The sequence below is a fragment of the Acidobacteriota bacterium genome (assembly GCA_016208495.1).
GTDB lineage: Bacteria > Acidobacteriota > Blastocatellia > Chloracidobacteriales > Chloracidobacteriaceae > JACQXX01.
In genome coordinates this window covers 20,658-35,520 of record JACQXX010000059.1, presented here as the reverse complement: position 1 = coordinate 35,520, position 14,863 = coordinate 20,658, and the positions used below count along the sequence as shown (strand labels likewise).

The following is a 14,863-nucleotide window of genomic DNA, read 5'->3' as shown; positions in this document are numbered from 1 at the left end:
GGATGAGGGATGAAATAAAACCAATTCTCCAGCCCGATGTCTTCAGCCCTCAGCCCCAAGCCCTCAGCCCTGGTCTTTTCAGCCCCAAGCCCTCAGTCCGGTTTCTTCAGCCCTGATTTTCTCAGCCCGCCTTTTTCACCCCTATCCCAATAATGCTCAGACCTCCCCACGGAAAGAAGCGGTCAATACGTCGAAATACCGGCATAAGTAATTGCAAAATCAACAGTTGAACGGGTGAAAACGTGGTTTTGCGAAGAACTCGACCATTGAGCCACCATCCGGGCACTGAGACTCGATTAAAATCAAAAATCTGTTCGACGGCAAATCCGGCTTCAGTCATAACCCGGCGAAGACCCTCAACTGTATATCGTTCCCGATGTTCGAGCACTTCATCCAACGTGCCGTAAATTGCCGGGTGTTGTGGCACCAAAATCACCGCTTTTCCCCCAGGCTGCAACGAGCTCCAAAGATTGCGCAGAGCCGCCAGGTCATCTGGAACGTGTTCCAGCACATTGACCATGACGGTGGTGTCAAACTTTCCTTCCAGACCTTCAAAAAACACCGGGTTGCTGGCATCAATTTCCTTGATCTGCATGTAGGGCCGACCGGCTGAAAATGATTTGAGAAAGTGCAGGTAATTTGGGTTGATGTCTGAGGCAAAGTACAGATCCCGAGGAACAAACTGATCGGTCAGGGTACCGGTGCCTGACCCAATTTCCAGAACTCGTTGACCCAGGTGCGGGCGCAGAATGTCACCCATCCACTTGTTAAAGCGTGGGGCACCTTCCAAATTCATCAAAATGTGGCTGCCATAGGCATCGGCAGCAAAGAGCCGCGCACTTGATTTGAGTCGAAAGAGTGCTCTGACCCCACTCAGCCAGTCTCCCCATCCTGGAGGCGGTATTTGTTTGTGAATATGGGGTAAATACCGGATTGGTGCTTCAAACACTCGCGCCCGGCGTTTCAACAATTTCAAGGTCAACTCCAGATGGACAAACTCATCCGCGCTTTCAATCGGAATTGATTTCAAGAGTCGGGTGTGGATGGCTTTGACTGGGGTTTGGACATCCGAGAGAAAAGTGTTTGTCAGCCAGTTGCTCAACGAAGTCAGCGCCTGGTGAAAGCGTGCCTGATGAAAATTGGTGACGGCTCGATATGACCCCGGCAGAAACCGTGATCCCAGGACGGCATCGGCACCTTCGACCACGACTGGCCTGAGCAATGCCGACAGGTCATCAGGTACATACTCAAACGTAGCTGGAAAGACCGCCGTGATGTCGCCACTTGCTTCAGCAATAGCTTTTCGTAGCGCCACTCCTGTTCCTTCAACCTGGCTGGTACGGATGCCCTTGAGCCGTGAATCCACCTTTGAAAGCGCCGCAAGCAACTGGCTGGTGTGATCAGTGCTGGCGTTGTCAACAACAATGAGTTCTATGATTTGGAAAGATTTGTCTGAAAGGGAGAGAAAGTTTTTGAGAAATGGCTCAAGTGAATGAGCCGCATTCTGGACAACGGTGAGCACACTTACCGTAGGGGCAACAGATGGCATAAGTAAAGAGTCAGTACCACCTGCGTAAGCGGGTGGGGAGGGTGATCTGCGTAAACGGATGGCGTTTCAGGAAGAATGGAATCTCAGATAACAGAAACCACGAAATACACAAAATACACGAAAAATAAACCCAGATGATTCAATGGTTTCTGAGATGTTGTCAAGGGAGGTGGCAGAGGACCATTTACCTGAAAAGTTATAGACGGTGGCCCACCCGCTTACGCGGGTGGTACGGACTCATTCTTCAATAAATGATGGAGCCACAAATCAGCCAGCTTTTCCTGAACCGTGTTGGCTCGCAACCGGGCAAACAGGTTCTGGAAATCAACTTCGTCGAGTTTTTGATCCTGGTTGAAGCAGGAAAACACCGGCGCGGTTTCTTTTCCGGTTTCCGGGTCAACATGCTTTTGCAGGCATTGCGCGCAGATTTCCTTCATCATGCACTGCATCGGCGAGTTGATCGAACCAATTGCGACGTGATTGGGGTTCATCACGTCTTTGAGGACCTGTTTGCGGGCAATCCGAACGGCATTCATCATCCGGTCGCTCCCAATGGCAATGACCCGATGAATTGAGCACAACGAGAACTGGCGTTCGGCAAGCTGACCAGTTTCATATGCCTGGATAGCCTGGACAATATTGCCCCGGAAATGAGCGTCTTGCGGGCGGCGAGGCTGGATTTCAATTCCCATGTCCGTGGCCCAGATAACCTGATCGGTCGCGGCTTCGATTTCTTCCTGTTTAAACAAATCGGCGCCATTTTTGTACCCGGCAAAATAGAGCACCCGGTTGTTTTTCTGTTTCAAGGCTTTCGCAATTGAAAACAGTACCGCGTTTCCAAGTCCACCACCGGCCAGCAACACATTTTCGTTTTCTGGAATCTCGGTTGGCGTTCCGGTCGGCCCCATGACCACCACTGATTCACCGGGTTGAAGGTGGGCACACAGCCGCGAACTGCCACCCATTTCAAGCACAATCATTGACAGCAATCCGGCTTCTTTATCAACCCAGGCGCCGGTTAACGCCAGACCTTCCATGAGGAGTTTGGTTCCCTTGACGCTGCGGGCGAGGGCTTCGTAGTTTTGCAGGCGATAAAATTGTCCTGGTTCAAAGTGTTTGGCCGCCAGCGGAGCGTGCACAATTACTTCGACAATCGTTGGCGTCAGACGATCAACCCTGACCACGCTGGCTCGCAATTGCTGGTCAAGATTTTCAATCAGGTCTTTCCAGGCTTGATTGCGTTTGGGTTGATCTTCCGGGGAAAGCTGGGCGAGTTCATCTTCAAACAACTGAACGACCTGCCGGTAGCCGTCTTTCGCTGAGGCCATGGCTTTGACAACGTTTCCGGCATATTTCGGATGGTTGTCGCCATAATAGCTGATGAGGCGACCATCTTTTTCATAGGACGTAAACATCGCGCTGTCCGTCGGTTTCAAGGTTGGAACCGGGTAGAAGCGGCCTTCTTCGTCCCTTTCCGCCGTGTACCCGGCAAAGAATTGATTCCACTTGTCGAGTTTAAACGTGCCTGGATATTCCTTTTCATAAATGATGTTGGGCGACGTTCCGGCTGCCACCAGCACCGCACGGGCTGGAAGCGTGATCAGTTCTCCGGTATTGAGCCATTTGCCATCTTCGGTCACTTGCTGGCGTTCGAAAACCATGGCCTGACAGGCGCCAAACTCATCGGGCACGGCTTCGGTTGGGGACAGGTTTTCAGTAAAGTAAATACCTTCTTCGAGAGCCTTGATGATTTCTTCGTGGTTGAGGCGGTAAGCCGGAGAATCCTGCATCCGTTTGCGGTAGGCAATCGTGACCCCGCCCCAACTTCGAACCAGCGCCAGGAAATTTGGCTCGCGGCCTTCATCTTTGGCCTGTTCACGCTCGGCACGAATGGCACGACCATGCGTGAGAAATTCATCCAGAATCTGGCGTTCTTCGGTGTCAAATCGGGCCAGAACCGCTGCTTCGCCCTCTTCAGCCACCAGAATTTCATAGCGGTTGAGGGTCTTTTCAACCTGCACTGGATAATAGGCCATCAACTCGGTTGCCGTATCAATCGCCGTCAATCCACCGCCAATGACCACCGCTGGCAATCGAATCTGGAGGTTGGCCATCGAGTTGCGTTTAAACGCGCCAGTCAATTGCAGGGCCATCAGGAAATCGCTGGCCATGCGAATGCCTCGAATCAGATTGTTCTTGATTTTGACCAGGGTTGGTTTCCCGGCGCCAGTGGCAAGGGCAATGTGGTCAAACCCAAGTTCCCAGGCGTCGTCAATCGTCAATGTACCGCCAAAGCGGACACCGCCAAACGTGCGCAGGGTATCCCGACGGACAAGCGCCAGTTGAATCATCGTCAGAAAGTTTTTATCCCACCGAACCGTGATGCCATATTCCGAGACACCGCCAAAACCGGAAAGGGTCCGGGTTTCGAGATCAGTCGAAATTTCCGAAATATCGCGGATCGCACGTGGAAGCGTTGTGGCATCGCCAGTCAGATCTACCGGCAGCGGTTCGATTTTCAACCCATCCACGCCAACCACGCCAAATCCTTCATTTAAAAGGAAGTGAGCCAGTGTGTACCCGGCTGGTCCCATTCCAACCACCAGCACATTTTTCCCATTGTAGGGCAAGGCATAAGGTCGCTTGACGTTGAGTGGATTCCATCGTGTCAGCAGCGCATAGATTTCAAATCCAAACGGCAGTCCCAGCACATCGGTCAGGATTCCAGTTTCAGCCTGCGGGATATTGACCGGCGACTGTTTTTGAAAAATGCAGGCTTTCATACAGTCGTTGCAAATGCGATGACCGGTGCCTGGTGCCATTGGGTTATCAATCAAAATCGTGGCCAGTGCCGCGAGTGAATCACCTTGCTGTTGGAGCACATGCGCTTCGGAAATTTTTTCATCCAGCGGGCAGCCGGTCAGTGGAATCCCAAGCGGGTTCTTGCGATAGGAACCGTCTTTTTCGAAAAAGCCTTTTGAACAGGAATCTTTTTCACGTGGGTGGCAGATGATGCAGTAATCGGTTTCGCTTGAGACTTCGCGGCGGGTATAGCGGGGATCAGTCAGGTGAAAGCCATCGCGATGCCGGAAGTGCTCGTGTGGGCCATCCATCATTTCCGGAAGTTCCGGACGTGGACGGTTGATTTGCACCAGATGCTGATACTCGATTGTCTCGGGAAGACGGAAGGAAACCCAATCTTTGACCTGATGGCGAGTTTCCGGCGTGGTTGATAGTGCGTGCAGCCAGCGTTCCATCCGGTCAAGCGCTTGCTTGAGAAAGGTTTGGCGGGCTTCGTCAGTCAGGTCGCTTGCGGTACCAGGCAGTATTTCGGCCCAGGCGGTGCGGGAAGCTTCATTTTCAGACAGCACCTGATACAGCCCGGTTATACTCTGGCGGATGTCTTCGGATAGTTCGGCTTTTTTGGCCAGAAATTTTTCAAACGCTTTGTCCCATCGCAGCAGGGAAGCCACCGCATGGGCAACGGCCAGTTCAAGGTCGTCGCTCAGGTCAAATCCGATTTCCAGGAGCGTCTGGGCCGACTGCTCAAGGTGAGCACGCAGCTCGGTGCTGTATTCAGATGCTGGACGTTTGACAACCCGGCGCTGAATGAACTCGCGTTTCATCACAAAGACGTCACTTTCGCGAGTGATCACATAGCCAAGTGTTTCAAGCTCGGCTTCGATCCCAAACAACCTGGCGACAAACCGGCTCAGGTGAGGTGCGGTCCGAACGAGTAAATCTGATTCAGCTTTTGGGGAAATTTCCTTACCCGCATTCAGGCGATAAGCCTCAAACGTGGCGGCCAGTTCCGGATCGTCTTCAGCCAGGACGGCATAAAACGTGTCGGCTAACTCTTTGAGCCGTTCCGGGCGATACAGGTCACCGTAGGTAAATCCTTGAATTCCAAGCGAAAAATCGCGATTTTCACTCTCTCCGGCACGAGCCGAAATCGGATCGGTATCTAAAACTTCCATGATGTTTGTCATAAGTAAACGTCAACCAGGGCATTCCAAAAAGTGCGGACTTTTCCGAAAAATGATGCAGGAACATCACGGGTGATGCAATCAATGTGCCTCTCCCCGTGCCGGACAATCTGAGGAATAGAGAAAGTGGGTAGTGGGTAGTGGGTAGTGGGTAGTGAATTGCTGGAGACTCTTCATTTTTCAGTGAGTTGATCAGACCATTGAGCAATCTTCCTACTTCATCACAATTCCTCTTTTGGAAAGGATCTGGTTACCAGATAAATCTGAGTCATTAACTCCATCGCTTTTTTCCATACAATCAGGTCTTCTGGTGATTGAATCATCTTACTTCTCTCCAGGCCCTTCTCAACAAATGTCTTACTCTTTATATCTAACCACTAACCACTAACCACTTTCTCCATAATAGTGACAGACCGACGTGCAGGTTTCGGCAACGGTGACGCGGTACAGATACCCTGCTAGAGCATTTTCGCCAGTACTCAGCCGTTCCCAAATCCAGCGCGACAGGTTTTCGCTGGTTGGGTTTTCAAGTCCTTCAATTTCATTCAAGTAGTTGTGATCCAGAATCTTAAAAAGCGGTTCAAAGGCATCTTTGATCTCTGCGTAATCAATCAACCAGCCGGTTTCTGGATCAACCGTCCCTCGGACCACGACTTCGATCCGAAAACTATGCCCGTGCAGGCGGGCGCATTTATGACCAGGCGGAACCTGGGGCAGCCGGTGGGCGGCTTCAAAGGTAAATGTTTTTGAGAGTTCGACTTCCACGGTAAATGCTTCTTTCCTTTCTCAGTTGGTTTCAACTCAGAGACGACTCACAATCAAATGCTGGGTAAACCCGTCGAGAAATTCAGTGGCGTCTTTGGAATAGATTTTCTCAACCGGGCGGTGTTCTTCGATCAATTGCACCATTTCCTCAGTTGAAAGCGGGCCCGGTTGATTGATTGAAATGACCCAGCCGGGAAAGTGCCGGAGGCGTTTTAAGAAGCCTTTGACGACTTCGCGGTATTTGGTGCGGGTCATCAACTGGCCGCCAAACCGATTGCGCTGATTGGCGGTCAGGGTTTCCCAAATATCCGGGTTGCCGGTAATCCAGACTTCGGTCCAGCCATCAGGCCGCTGACTCTGAACCGAAAATGGTTCGGGCGAGGGCAGATGGACATAGACCAGATCCGCATGAACTTGAATCACAAACTGGTGGGCATCCAGGTTGGTGGCCAGGTTTTCGCGCCGGTTATCAACGACTTGATGGAGTTCGTCCAAAAAGTGAGACAAGACATCATCAATCGGAAGCTGCAGGTGGTGGGTCTGGCTGTCAAACGAGCGCCAGTATTCACCGATTCGCTGGCCGAGGGTGAGGGCCAGTCCGCGTAACGACCGGTCATCCAGATTGAGAGCCGCTTTCCGGTAACCATCCAACCAGGCCGCCTGGGTTGGAGCGAACCAGCCCAGGAGCCGCTGATTTTCGGGTGTTCCTTGGGTTTGCTGAACAAAAGCGTCGGCTTCGTCGAGTAACTGCTGGATCTCAACCGCGCTCAGAACATACCCGTTGTTTTCGACCTTCCCGACTGCCTGCCAACTTGCCGACTGGCGCAAATCATTAGAAAAGACCCGTTTCCCGGAAAGTTTCAAATACCACCCCAGGCGACCATCGCGACCAAATGGAATCGCCACGGTTTCTCCGGGTAACTGGCGCAACACACTGACTTCAAATCCAAGTAACCGGCTCATTCGATTGACCCTCCTTCGGGTTTGGTCTCGGTGGGGTCAACTGGAACAGCGATTTCTGCTTCTTCCCAGGTCCTGGTGGTAGATGGTGAAGTTTCAGCCAGAACCGATGGGAACAGATCCTGGATGGCCGGCTGCCCAGCCGGAATCGCCGTTGGTGCCGTTTCAACGTCAGGTGCCGTTTGTGGTGGCTCCATCGGAACTGGTTCGGGTTGAGGCGGTTCGGGGATGGTTATCGCTGACACATGTGTGTCGCTGATTGGTTCCACATCTGGAGATTCATCAGTCGGTTGAATGTGTTCGACTGATTCAATTTCGGTTGGTTCAACTGATTCGACTTGTTCAACCGAAGCCGGAATCTCAGTTTCTGATGTTGAAACAAGCGGCTGAAAAATCGCTTTTTGGCGGGCTTCTTCAGCGGCCAGTTGTGCCGCCTGGTACTGTTCTTCTTCAATCTGAATCAGCAGGGCCGCAATGTGCGGATCAAACTGGATGCCCACCATGCGTCGAATGACTTCGAGAGCTTCCGGAATCGGATATGGGTCGCGGAATGGTCGGAGTGCCGTGAGTGCACAATAGGTGTCCACCAGTCGCAACATTCGGGCGCCGAGCGGAATCTGTTCCCCGCGCAACCCGTCAGGATAGCCATTGCCGTTCCAATCTTCGTGATGCCAGCGAACCAGCAACTGGACGGCGGTTGAGTACCCACGCCGGGCGGCCTGTTGTTCGCCAGCAATTGGGTGCCGCCAGAGTTCGAGCCGATCAACAAAGGCAATCGGGCGATCCTGGCGCAGAAATGGAAGTTGTAATCCCTGCACCCCGGCATCACGCAGGAGCGCGGCCAGTCTCAGGTCAGTACAAAATTCATCGCTGAGGCCCATCGCCCGGGCCAGTCGTTCAAGACAAGCCGCGACGCGGAACGCCTGTGGCGCCGTATAGCCAGTGATGGCGTCAATATTGTTAGCCAGGGATTCGGCCTCAACTCGAAGTGAGCCCGATGTTGGTTTTTGAGGTGGAGGGGCGGGTGGGGATGACTTGCCTTTAGCGAACATGAACCTTCCTGTTTTCTATCGAGACGAAGACTTTGCCGGGTCACGGGAGTTTTTCAGACACTACAGAACAAGGAGTTGCTCTGTGCTGAAAACTTTAGGCCCGCAGGGTCGTCGTGTAATAGCCGTGGTGCGAAGCCCACGGACCCGGCCCGCAACGAGACCCAACCCCGACAAGAACATCATTGAATGCCACCGGAAAGAGCACGGGCTTTCTTATCCTGGCGCTTATGGCCCTCAGCCCCCAGCCTGGTTTTTTCAGCCCGAGGTTTTCGCTTCTCGCTCGCGTTCGACCAGCAGTCGGCGGAGGATCTTGCCACCCGCGTTTTTTGGAATCTGATCAATGAATTCAAGGTGGCGCACCTTTTTATGCGGCGCGACACGCTCGGCGACAAAAGAAAGCAATTCTTCAGGAGAAATTTCCGACCGTTTGACGACAAATGCTTTGGGGACTTCGCCGGCTTCCAGGTCTGGGCTTGGGATAACGGCGGCTTCAGCGACGGCTGGATGGGAATTCAGAATGGCTTCGAGTTCGGCAGGCGCCACCTGAAACGCTTTATATTTAATGAGTTCTTTGACCCGATCCATGATGAACACAAAGCCATCTTCGGTGGCATGTCCAATGTCGCCGGTGCGATACCAGCCCTGATCATCCACGGCATCGGGTTGGTTCAGATAGCCCTTCATAATTTGCGGTCCACGGAGCCAGAGTTCGCCCGTTTGATTTGGGCCAACTGGTTGACCGCTTTCCAGGTCCACAACCTGGCCTTCGAGTCCAGGCAGGGCTGTTCCCACAGAAGCCAGTCGCCCTTTTTCCATGGCATCCATACTAAAATGGGTCAATCCGCTGGCTTCGGTCATGCCATAGCCCTGTGAAATCGGACAGTTCAACCGGGCAGCACAGGCACGGGCAACGTCCTCACCAAGCGGAGCCGCACCAGCCACAATCCATTTCAAGCTCGAAAGATCATAGCGATCCACCACTGGATGCTTGGCCAGGGCCAGAACCGCTGGTGGTACCAACGGGGCAAACGTCACCCGGTGGGTCTGAATTGCGTGAAGAAAGTGTTCAAGGTCAAATCGCGGAAGTACCACCAGGGTCATTCCTTTAAATAATGCCTGTTCCAGCACGGCAGCCAGCCCGGCGACATGGAAAAACGGAAGCACGCTAATGGCGGTGTCTTCTTCGGTAAAGGCATGTGCTGCAATGCTTTGTGAAATCATGTTCGCAATGAGGTTACGATGCGTCAACATCACCGCTTTAGGCAGCCCCGACGTCCCACTTGAATAAAGAAGTGCTGCCACATCTTCAGCCGGGTTGATCTGGACTTCAGGTGGCTGGCTTGGACCCTGGAGCAAGTCGGAAAAGGGCGTGGCGCCGGGAGCTTCACCCAGGACAAAGATTTCAGTGACTTCGGTGCCTTCGCAGGCTTCGCGGATTTTTTCCAGGAGCGGGGGAACCGTCAAAACAAATTTCGTGTGTGAGTCATTGAGTTGCCAGTTGATTTCGTGAACCGTGTAGAGCGGGTTGAGCGTGGTGGTAACCCCGCCTAGCAGCGCCACAGCGTGAAAGGCAATCGCAAATTCAGGCAAATTGGGACAACAGAAGGCAAATACTTCTTTGGGTTGAAAGCCACGCCGGGCCAGTCCCGCTGCCGCACGTGGAACGGCATCCGCAAGCTGGCCATAGGTCAACGTTCGACCACTGGACGCATCAATCAGTGCCGGTTTGCTCCCAAGTTGACGTGCCCGCTGGAGCACAAATGGAGTCAATGATGTTTCTGGAATCGAAAAATCAGGAAATGGACTGCGAATGATCATGAACCCCCCGAAGGTGACAAGGAGACAAGGAGACAAGGTGACAAATGACAGGATGACAAGGTGACAAGGTGACAAGGTGACAAATGACAAGGTGACAAGGTGACAAGGTGACAAGGTGACAAGGTGACAGGGTGACAAGATGACAGGGTGACAGGGTGACAGGGTGACAGGGTGAGGTAAGGGCGCTGTTGCTCTGAACTGCGCCCTTTTCGAAAACCCGGAACCCGGAACCCGGAACCCGGAACCCGGAACCCGGAACCCGGAACCCGGAACCCGGAACCCGGAACCCGGAACCCGGAACCCGGAACCCGGAACCCGGAACCCTAAACCAGCAACATACAGTCGCCATAACTAAAGAAGCGATACTTATTCTCGACTGCGTGGCGATAGGCTTTCATCACCGTTTCATAGCCACCGAAGGCACACACCAGTGCCAGGAGTGACGAACCGGGCAAGTGAAAATTGGTAATCAGGCCGTCAAGGATTTTGAATTCATACCCTGGGTAAATCAGGAGTTCCGACATTCCATTGCCGGCACTGATTTCAACGCCGTCATCGGTGACCGTTGCCGCCGTTTCCAGGGTGCGGGTTGAGGTGGTGCCAACTGCAATGACCCGGCGGCCTTCGCGTTTGGCCGCGTTGACCCGGTCAGCCGTTGCCTCAGGAATCGCAAAATATTCCCCTTCAAGGTGGTGTTCTTCGATGGTTTCGGTTTGAATCGGCTGAAACGTGCCATACCCGACGTGAAGCGTCAATTCAACAGTTTCAACTCCCTTGTCTTGAAGGCGTTGCAACAATTCCGGAGTAAAGTGCAGCCCGGCGGTTGGTGCCGCAATCGCACCGCGTTCACAGGCATACACGGTTTGATAGGTGTCGCGGTCCAGCCGGGCGTCGCTTGACGCATACCGGTGGATATAGGGCGGCAATGGAGTCTGGCCAATTGCATCAACAACGCTGTGGAACGGTTCATCCGACTGAAACTGAATGATGCGGCGGCCATCGGGTGTGCGTTCAACCACTTCGCCACGCAAGCGGCCATCGGCAAACGTGAGTTTGGTCCCGACCGGGATCCGCCGACCTGGTTTGACGAGTGAGAGCCAGAGATTGGGGCCCTGTTCGCGGACCAGGAAGACCTCGACCCGTCCGGTAAACCCTTCTCGATGACCAAGCAACCGGGCGGGGAACACACGGGTATTGTTGAGGACCAGGACATCTCCTGGACGCAAAAAATTGACGATTTCAAAAAACTGATGATCGGAAAAAGTGCCGGTCTGGCGGTCAAGCTTTAACATTCGAGAAGCATCACGCCGCTGGCACGGTTCTTGAGCGATTTGTTCAGGCGGAAGATCGAAATGCAATTCTGAAAGTTTCATGCAGATAAGGGCTTTCTTTTGGGAGCGAATCGTAAAGCGCGAATCCAGTCCCAGGTGAACCAGAAAGCCACAGTCCGTAGCCTATTCGCTTTTTAGCATTCGCTTGATCATTGAGTGGAAAGAAAGGTTTGATGAATGATGCTGAGGTGTAATGGAGTCGTCATGGTTGGGGAAGAAGCTCAGAATTTCAACCAAAATTTGCTGCCCAGGCCAAATTTACCTGTGTGAAATTGGGCTGGTCCTCTTTTTTGGAATGAAACGCTCGTATTAGTGAATAGCTAAGTAACTCAAAAAACTAGAGTTAGTGAACTACTGACTACTGACTACTGACTACAAACTGGTATAACGCCTTCAGGCGTGAGTTTTGCCCGGCAGGACGAACGATGAAATCCTTTCGTCTAAAGACGATACTCTGAACCATTTTCTGAAGAACTATTACTTGTTCAGGTTATCCGCCGGAATTTCAATTATTTCCGGCTCTGGTTCAACTTCGGGTTCTGGCTTTTTGGTGCCATCACTACCGCCCACCACTTTCACATCATCAATGTACCATCCATCTCGCTGGTTGATTGTGTCGCTGGTGAGTCGAAACCGAACCTTTGGTTTTTTGCCGTCAAACTGGCTCAGGTCAATTGTGACCGGCTGGAATGAAAGCTGGCTTCCGGTAAACACCGCCAGAATTTGCCAGGGCATTCCGGCCCCAGCTTTCGCCTCGACAAAGCCGAAATCAAAGCCTCTTTCCAAATCAAATTGATGCCAGAAGGTCAGCTTGGCACCACGAACCTGGGTCAGGTCAAACTTTGGCGCGGTCAAAATCAAATTCGCTTTGGCCGGATAGTTTCCTTGCGGACTATCGGTCCAGGCATGTGTCGCACTGTTGGCTGAAATCGTGGTCAAGGCCCAGGTATTTTTGGGTTTCCAGCGACCAATGCCGGATTCGAGCGTGTCAGAAAAAATGGCGATTCGCTGGCCGGCCTTCGCCGTGGCCGAAAGTGGTTGACCGTCTGGCGGATTGACCAGCGCAACGGTCAGATCATTGCCGATTTGTGCCTGCAGGATGCCGTCATCAACTGTGACTGGCTGGCCGACGTTGACGGGTAATTCACCTTCAAACAGCGCCGGGATGGCATCGGCTTGATCGAGGACCAGCCTTTCAACATCCCCAGTCGTGCTGCGAACTTCAACCGTGACCGACCCGGTTTGGGCAAAAGATGCTTTGCCAACCGAAATCTGCATTGATTCGCCATCAGCAAAAATCACGTCACTGAGCACAATGCGTCCAGTTGGATCTGCAAACGGCGGAAGATCAAAGGCTTGCCGGACAGTCATCAGTCCGCCGCCAAACGCCCGCGCCGTAAAGCCCATTCCGCGTTTGGCAAAACCACGCCAGATGATGTCCTGATTTTGACCCTGGTTCGCAATTCGATCCGCGAGCAAAATGGCGTCGCGAGCATCAAGCATCGTCGGAGCCGTGGGCGTCAGTTTTAACCCTTCAACCACAAGCTGTTCCATTTCACGGCGACCGGCTTCAAATCCATACCGCCCGATGAGATTGGCGCGAACTTCCCACAGTGCTGAGCACCAGACTTCACCAACTTTGTGAACCTGGGTCGGATCGTCTGGGAAACGGGTCTGCGCCGGATCAATATCGGCAAACGTCAGGGGATTGATTTGCACGTTTGTGCTGTAGGCAAAGCGTCGCAATCCGCGTTCAAAGTTTTGCGCCACGTAGCTTCCAAAAGGAAACGCCCCATCAACCGGGTCTTCGGCTCTGGTCAGAATCGAGAGTGCAAACCAGTCGGACCAGCCTTCGCCCATGCCAGAGCTTTGCACCGGGTTGAGTGCGGTCACATCCTGGGGACCGCCCACGAGTCGGTTGGTCAAGCCGTGGGTGTATTCGTGGAGGATAATTTCGGCATCCAGCGACGAATCAAGCGACGGCACCGCTCGCGTCCAAAAATACAGGCTCATCTGTCCCGGAGATCCATCTGGTGAGGTGGCAAAACTGGAATTATTGATTCGGGCGCCGTCCTGGGCATCAACCCGCACCGGGTCGTTGCCAACGCCGCCACGTCCAAAGTTGTCACGCTGAAAATTCCCGGCAGCTTCGTCAAACCCAAGTCCATACAGGTAATCGTGCATGAAATTGGCCCAGTAAAAGGCATTGGTGACGGCGGCGGCCTGAAACTGCTCTGGACCCTGAGTGGGATTTTGCAGGACAAGCGGAAAATCGAAGATCATCTCATCTGACAGAACTGGTCGAAAGCCGCCGCTGTTGTTGGCGTCGCGGTCTTCCTGGGCTTCGACATTGTTGCCAACCGTCGTGCGCTGAGTCAGATCAATCCAGCCATTTGGCGAAGCGACCGGGTCACCGACAAATGACCGCATTTCGCGCTCAACCAGTCCCGGCGGTGGGGCGACGACACGCGGTAAATTCGGCTGTGGCGTCGTGGCAAAGACTCGGCCCTGTGGCGTTGGTGTCTGAGCGGCATACCACGTCAGGTTATAAGTTCGCAGAACCTGATGGCGTTCGGCATCCACCAGCACCAGCCAGTGGTCAGCACTCTCAAGCGGTTGAACTTCCACCTGCCAGACCAGCCGCAGTGTGTCTTTTCCAATCGGCAACAGTGCCTGGCTGGCTTTCAGTGGTGCTCGAAGCTGGTTTTCGTCGGTGAGGTTGAGGGCTTCGAGCGCCTTTTGAAAAACCAGGGCTCGGGGTTCAGGGTTCAGGGTTTGGAGAAGTTCTGAGTTGAGTTGATTCAGTTGAAACAGGTCGCCGGAAAGGGAAAGCAACCTCCCATCGGGCAACACATTGGCCCGAATGGCACCGCCAAGCACAGGGATTCCACCGGCATATTGCTGAAAGGTCAGATGTGTGACGCCGGTGCGCCGGGTTTGATAGCTCCTGACCAGATGGAGTGTTTCTGGTTGCAGGTCAACCACTTGGCTTTGATACAACTCTGGCGTCAGGTGCAGAAAGGTTCGGGCAATGGTTTCAGGCGATTGCGTGGAATTTGGCGCGGTTAACGCTCCAGCATAGGAAAACACGTGATGTGGGTTTCCCGTAAACGCACTCCATTCAATCTGAGCCTGAGGTAGCCGCTGGCGCAATTTTTGAATGCGTGATGTTCGTTCGGTTTGCTCAGAGGCTGAAACTCCGAGTTTGGAAAGGAGTTGCGCCTGTGCCTGTTCATCTAGTTGCTGACGAACGACTGGCAGTGCTTTCTGATCTTTTCCTCCTTGAGCAGAGGATTGTCCGTGAAGCGCAACGCCCCACGGCAGCAGTAGCAATCCGCTCAGTATCATTCCCAGCCCCGTTTTTCTTGCTTGATCGTGTGTCATTCGGAACATCCTGACATT

Annotated in this window: 9 protein-coding genes; all 9 read right to left on the bottom strand. The window is 53.2% G+C overall.

All coding sequences use genetic code 11. From position 1 onward, the window contains the following. Nucleotides 1–121 precede the first annotated feature (121 nt). A complete protein-coding gene (locus tag HY774_10845; GenBank protein MBI4748977.1) occupies nucleotides 122–1,549 on the bottom strand; it encodes a glycosyltransferase in 1,428 nt (475 codons plus the stop codon). Between the two features lie 218 nt (nucleotides 1,550–1,767). Then, a complete protein-coding gene (locus tag HY774_10840) occupies nucleotides 1,768–5,526 on the bottom strand; it encodes an FAD-dependent oxidoreductase (GenBank protein MBI4748976.1) in 3,759 nt (1,252 codons plus the stop codon). 230 nt (nucleotides 5,527–5,756) lie between these two features. Next, the gene (locus HY774_10835) at nucleotides 5,757–5,858 is read right to left on the bottom strand and encodes a four helix bundle protein (protein MBI4748975.1); all 102 of its coding nucleotides are present in this window, start codon (nucleotides 5,856–5,858) and stop codon (nucleotides 5,757–5,759) included. A 61-nt stretch (nucleotides 5,859–5,919) separates the two neighbouring features. After that, nucleotides 5,920–6,300, bottom strand: coding sequence for a 6-carboxytetrahydropterin synthase QueD (gene queD / locus HY774_10830; GenBank protein ID MBI4748974.1), 381 nt, complete (start codon nucleotides 6,298–6,300; stop codon nucleotides 5,920–5,922). Nucleotides 6,301–6,336: 36 nt separating this feature from the next. After that, on the bottom strand, nucleotides 6,337–7,263 hold the full coding sequence (locus HY774_10825) for a hypothetical protein (protein ID MBI4748973.1): 927 nt from the start codon (nucleotides 7,261–7,263) through the stop codon (nucleotides 6,337–6,339). Beyond that, nucleotides 7,260–8,312: an HD domain-containing protein gene (locus HY774_10820; protein MBI4748972.1), complete on the bottom strand. Its 1,053-nt coding sequence runs from the start codon at nucleotides 8,310–8,312 to the stop codon at nucleotides 7,260–7,262. The genes HY774_10825 and HY774_10820 overlap by 4 nt, the downstream gene beginning before the upstream one ends. A 255-nt stretch (nucleotides 8,313–8,567) precedes the next feature. Continuing rightward, a complete protein-coding gene (locus HY774_10815; protein MBI4748971.1) occupies nucleotides 8,568–10,130 on the bottom strand; it encodes an AMP-binding protein in 1,563 nt (520 codons plus the stop codon). 323 nt (nucleotides 10,131–10,453) lie between these two features. Continuing rightward, nucleotides 10,454–11,503: a tRNA preQ1(34) S-adenosylmethionine ribosyltransferase-isomerase QueA gene (gene queA, locus HY774_10810; GenBank protein MBI4748970.1), complete on the bottom strand. Its 1,050-nt coding sequence runs from the start codon at nucleotides 11,501–11,503 to the stop codon at nucleotides 10,454–10,456. Nucleotides 11,504–11,938: 435 nt separating this feature from the next. Then, the gene (locus HY774_10805; protein MBI4748969.1) at nucleotides 11,939–14,845 is read right to left on the bottom strand and encodes a M36 family metallopeptidase; all 2,907 of its coding nucleotides are present in this window, start codon (nucleotides 14,843–14,845) and stop codon (nucleotides 11,939–11,941) included. Nucleotides 14,846–14,863: the final 18 nt, after the last annotated feature.

Bases quoted from the DNA above. Each gene is read 5' to 3' on its own strand.
- HY774_10825 (MBI4748973.1), bottom strand. From the start codon at position 7,263: ATGAGCCGGTTACTTGGATTTGAAGTCAGTGTGTTGCGCCAGTTACCC.
- HY774_10840 (MBI4748976.1), bottom strand. From the start codon at position 5,526: ATGGAAGTTTTAGATACCGATCCGATTTCGGCTCGTGCCGGAGAGAGT.
- HY774_10845 (MBI4748977.1), bottom strand. From the start codon at position 1,549: ATGCCATCTGTTGCCCCTACGGTAAGTGTGCTCACCGTTGTCCAGAAT.
- queA (MBI4748970.1), bottom strand. From the start codon at position 11,503: ATGAAACTTTCAGAATTGCATTTCGATCTTCCGCCTGAACAAATCGCT.
- HY774_10820 (MBI4748972.1), bottom strand. From the start codon at position 8,312: ATGTTCGCTAAAGGCAAGTCATCCCCACCCGCCCCTCCACCTCAAAAA.
- HY774_10815 (MBI4748971.1), bottom strand. From the start codon at position 10,130: ATGATCATTCGCAGTCCATTTCCTGATTTTTCGATTCCAGAAACATCA.
- HY774_10835 (MBI4748975.1), bottom strand. From the start codon at position 5,858: ATGATTCAATCACCAGAAGACCTGATTGTATGGAAAAAAGCGATGGAG.
- HY774_10805 (MBI4748969.1), bottom strand. From the start codon at position 14,845: ATGACACACGATCAAGCAAGAAAAACGGGGCTGGGAATGATACTGAGC.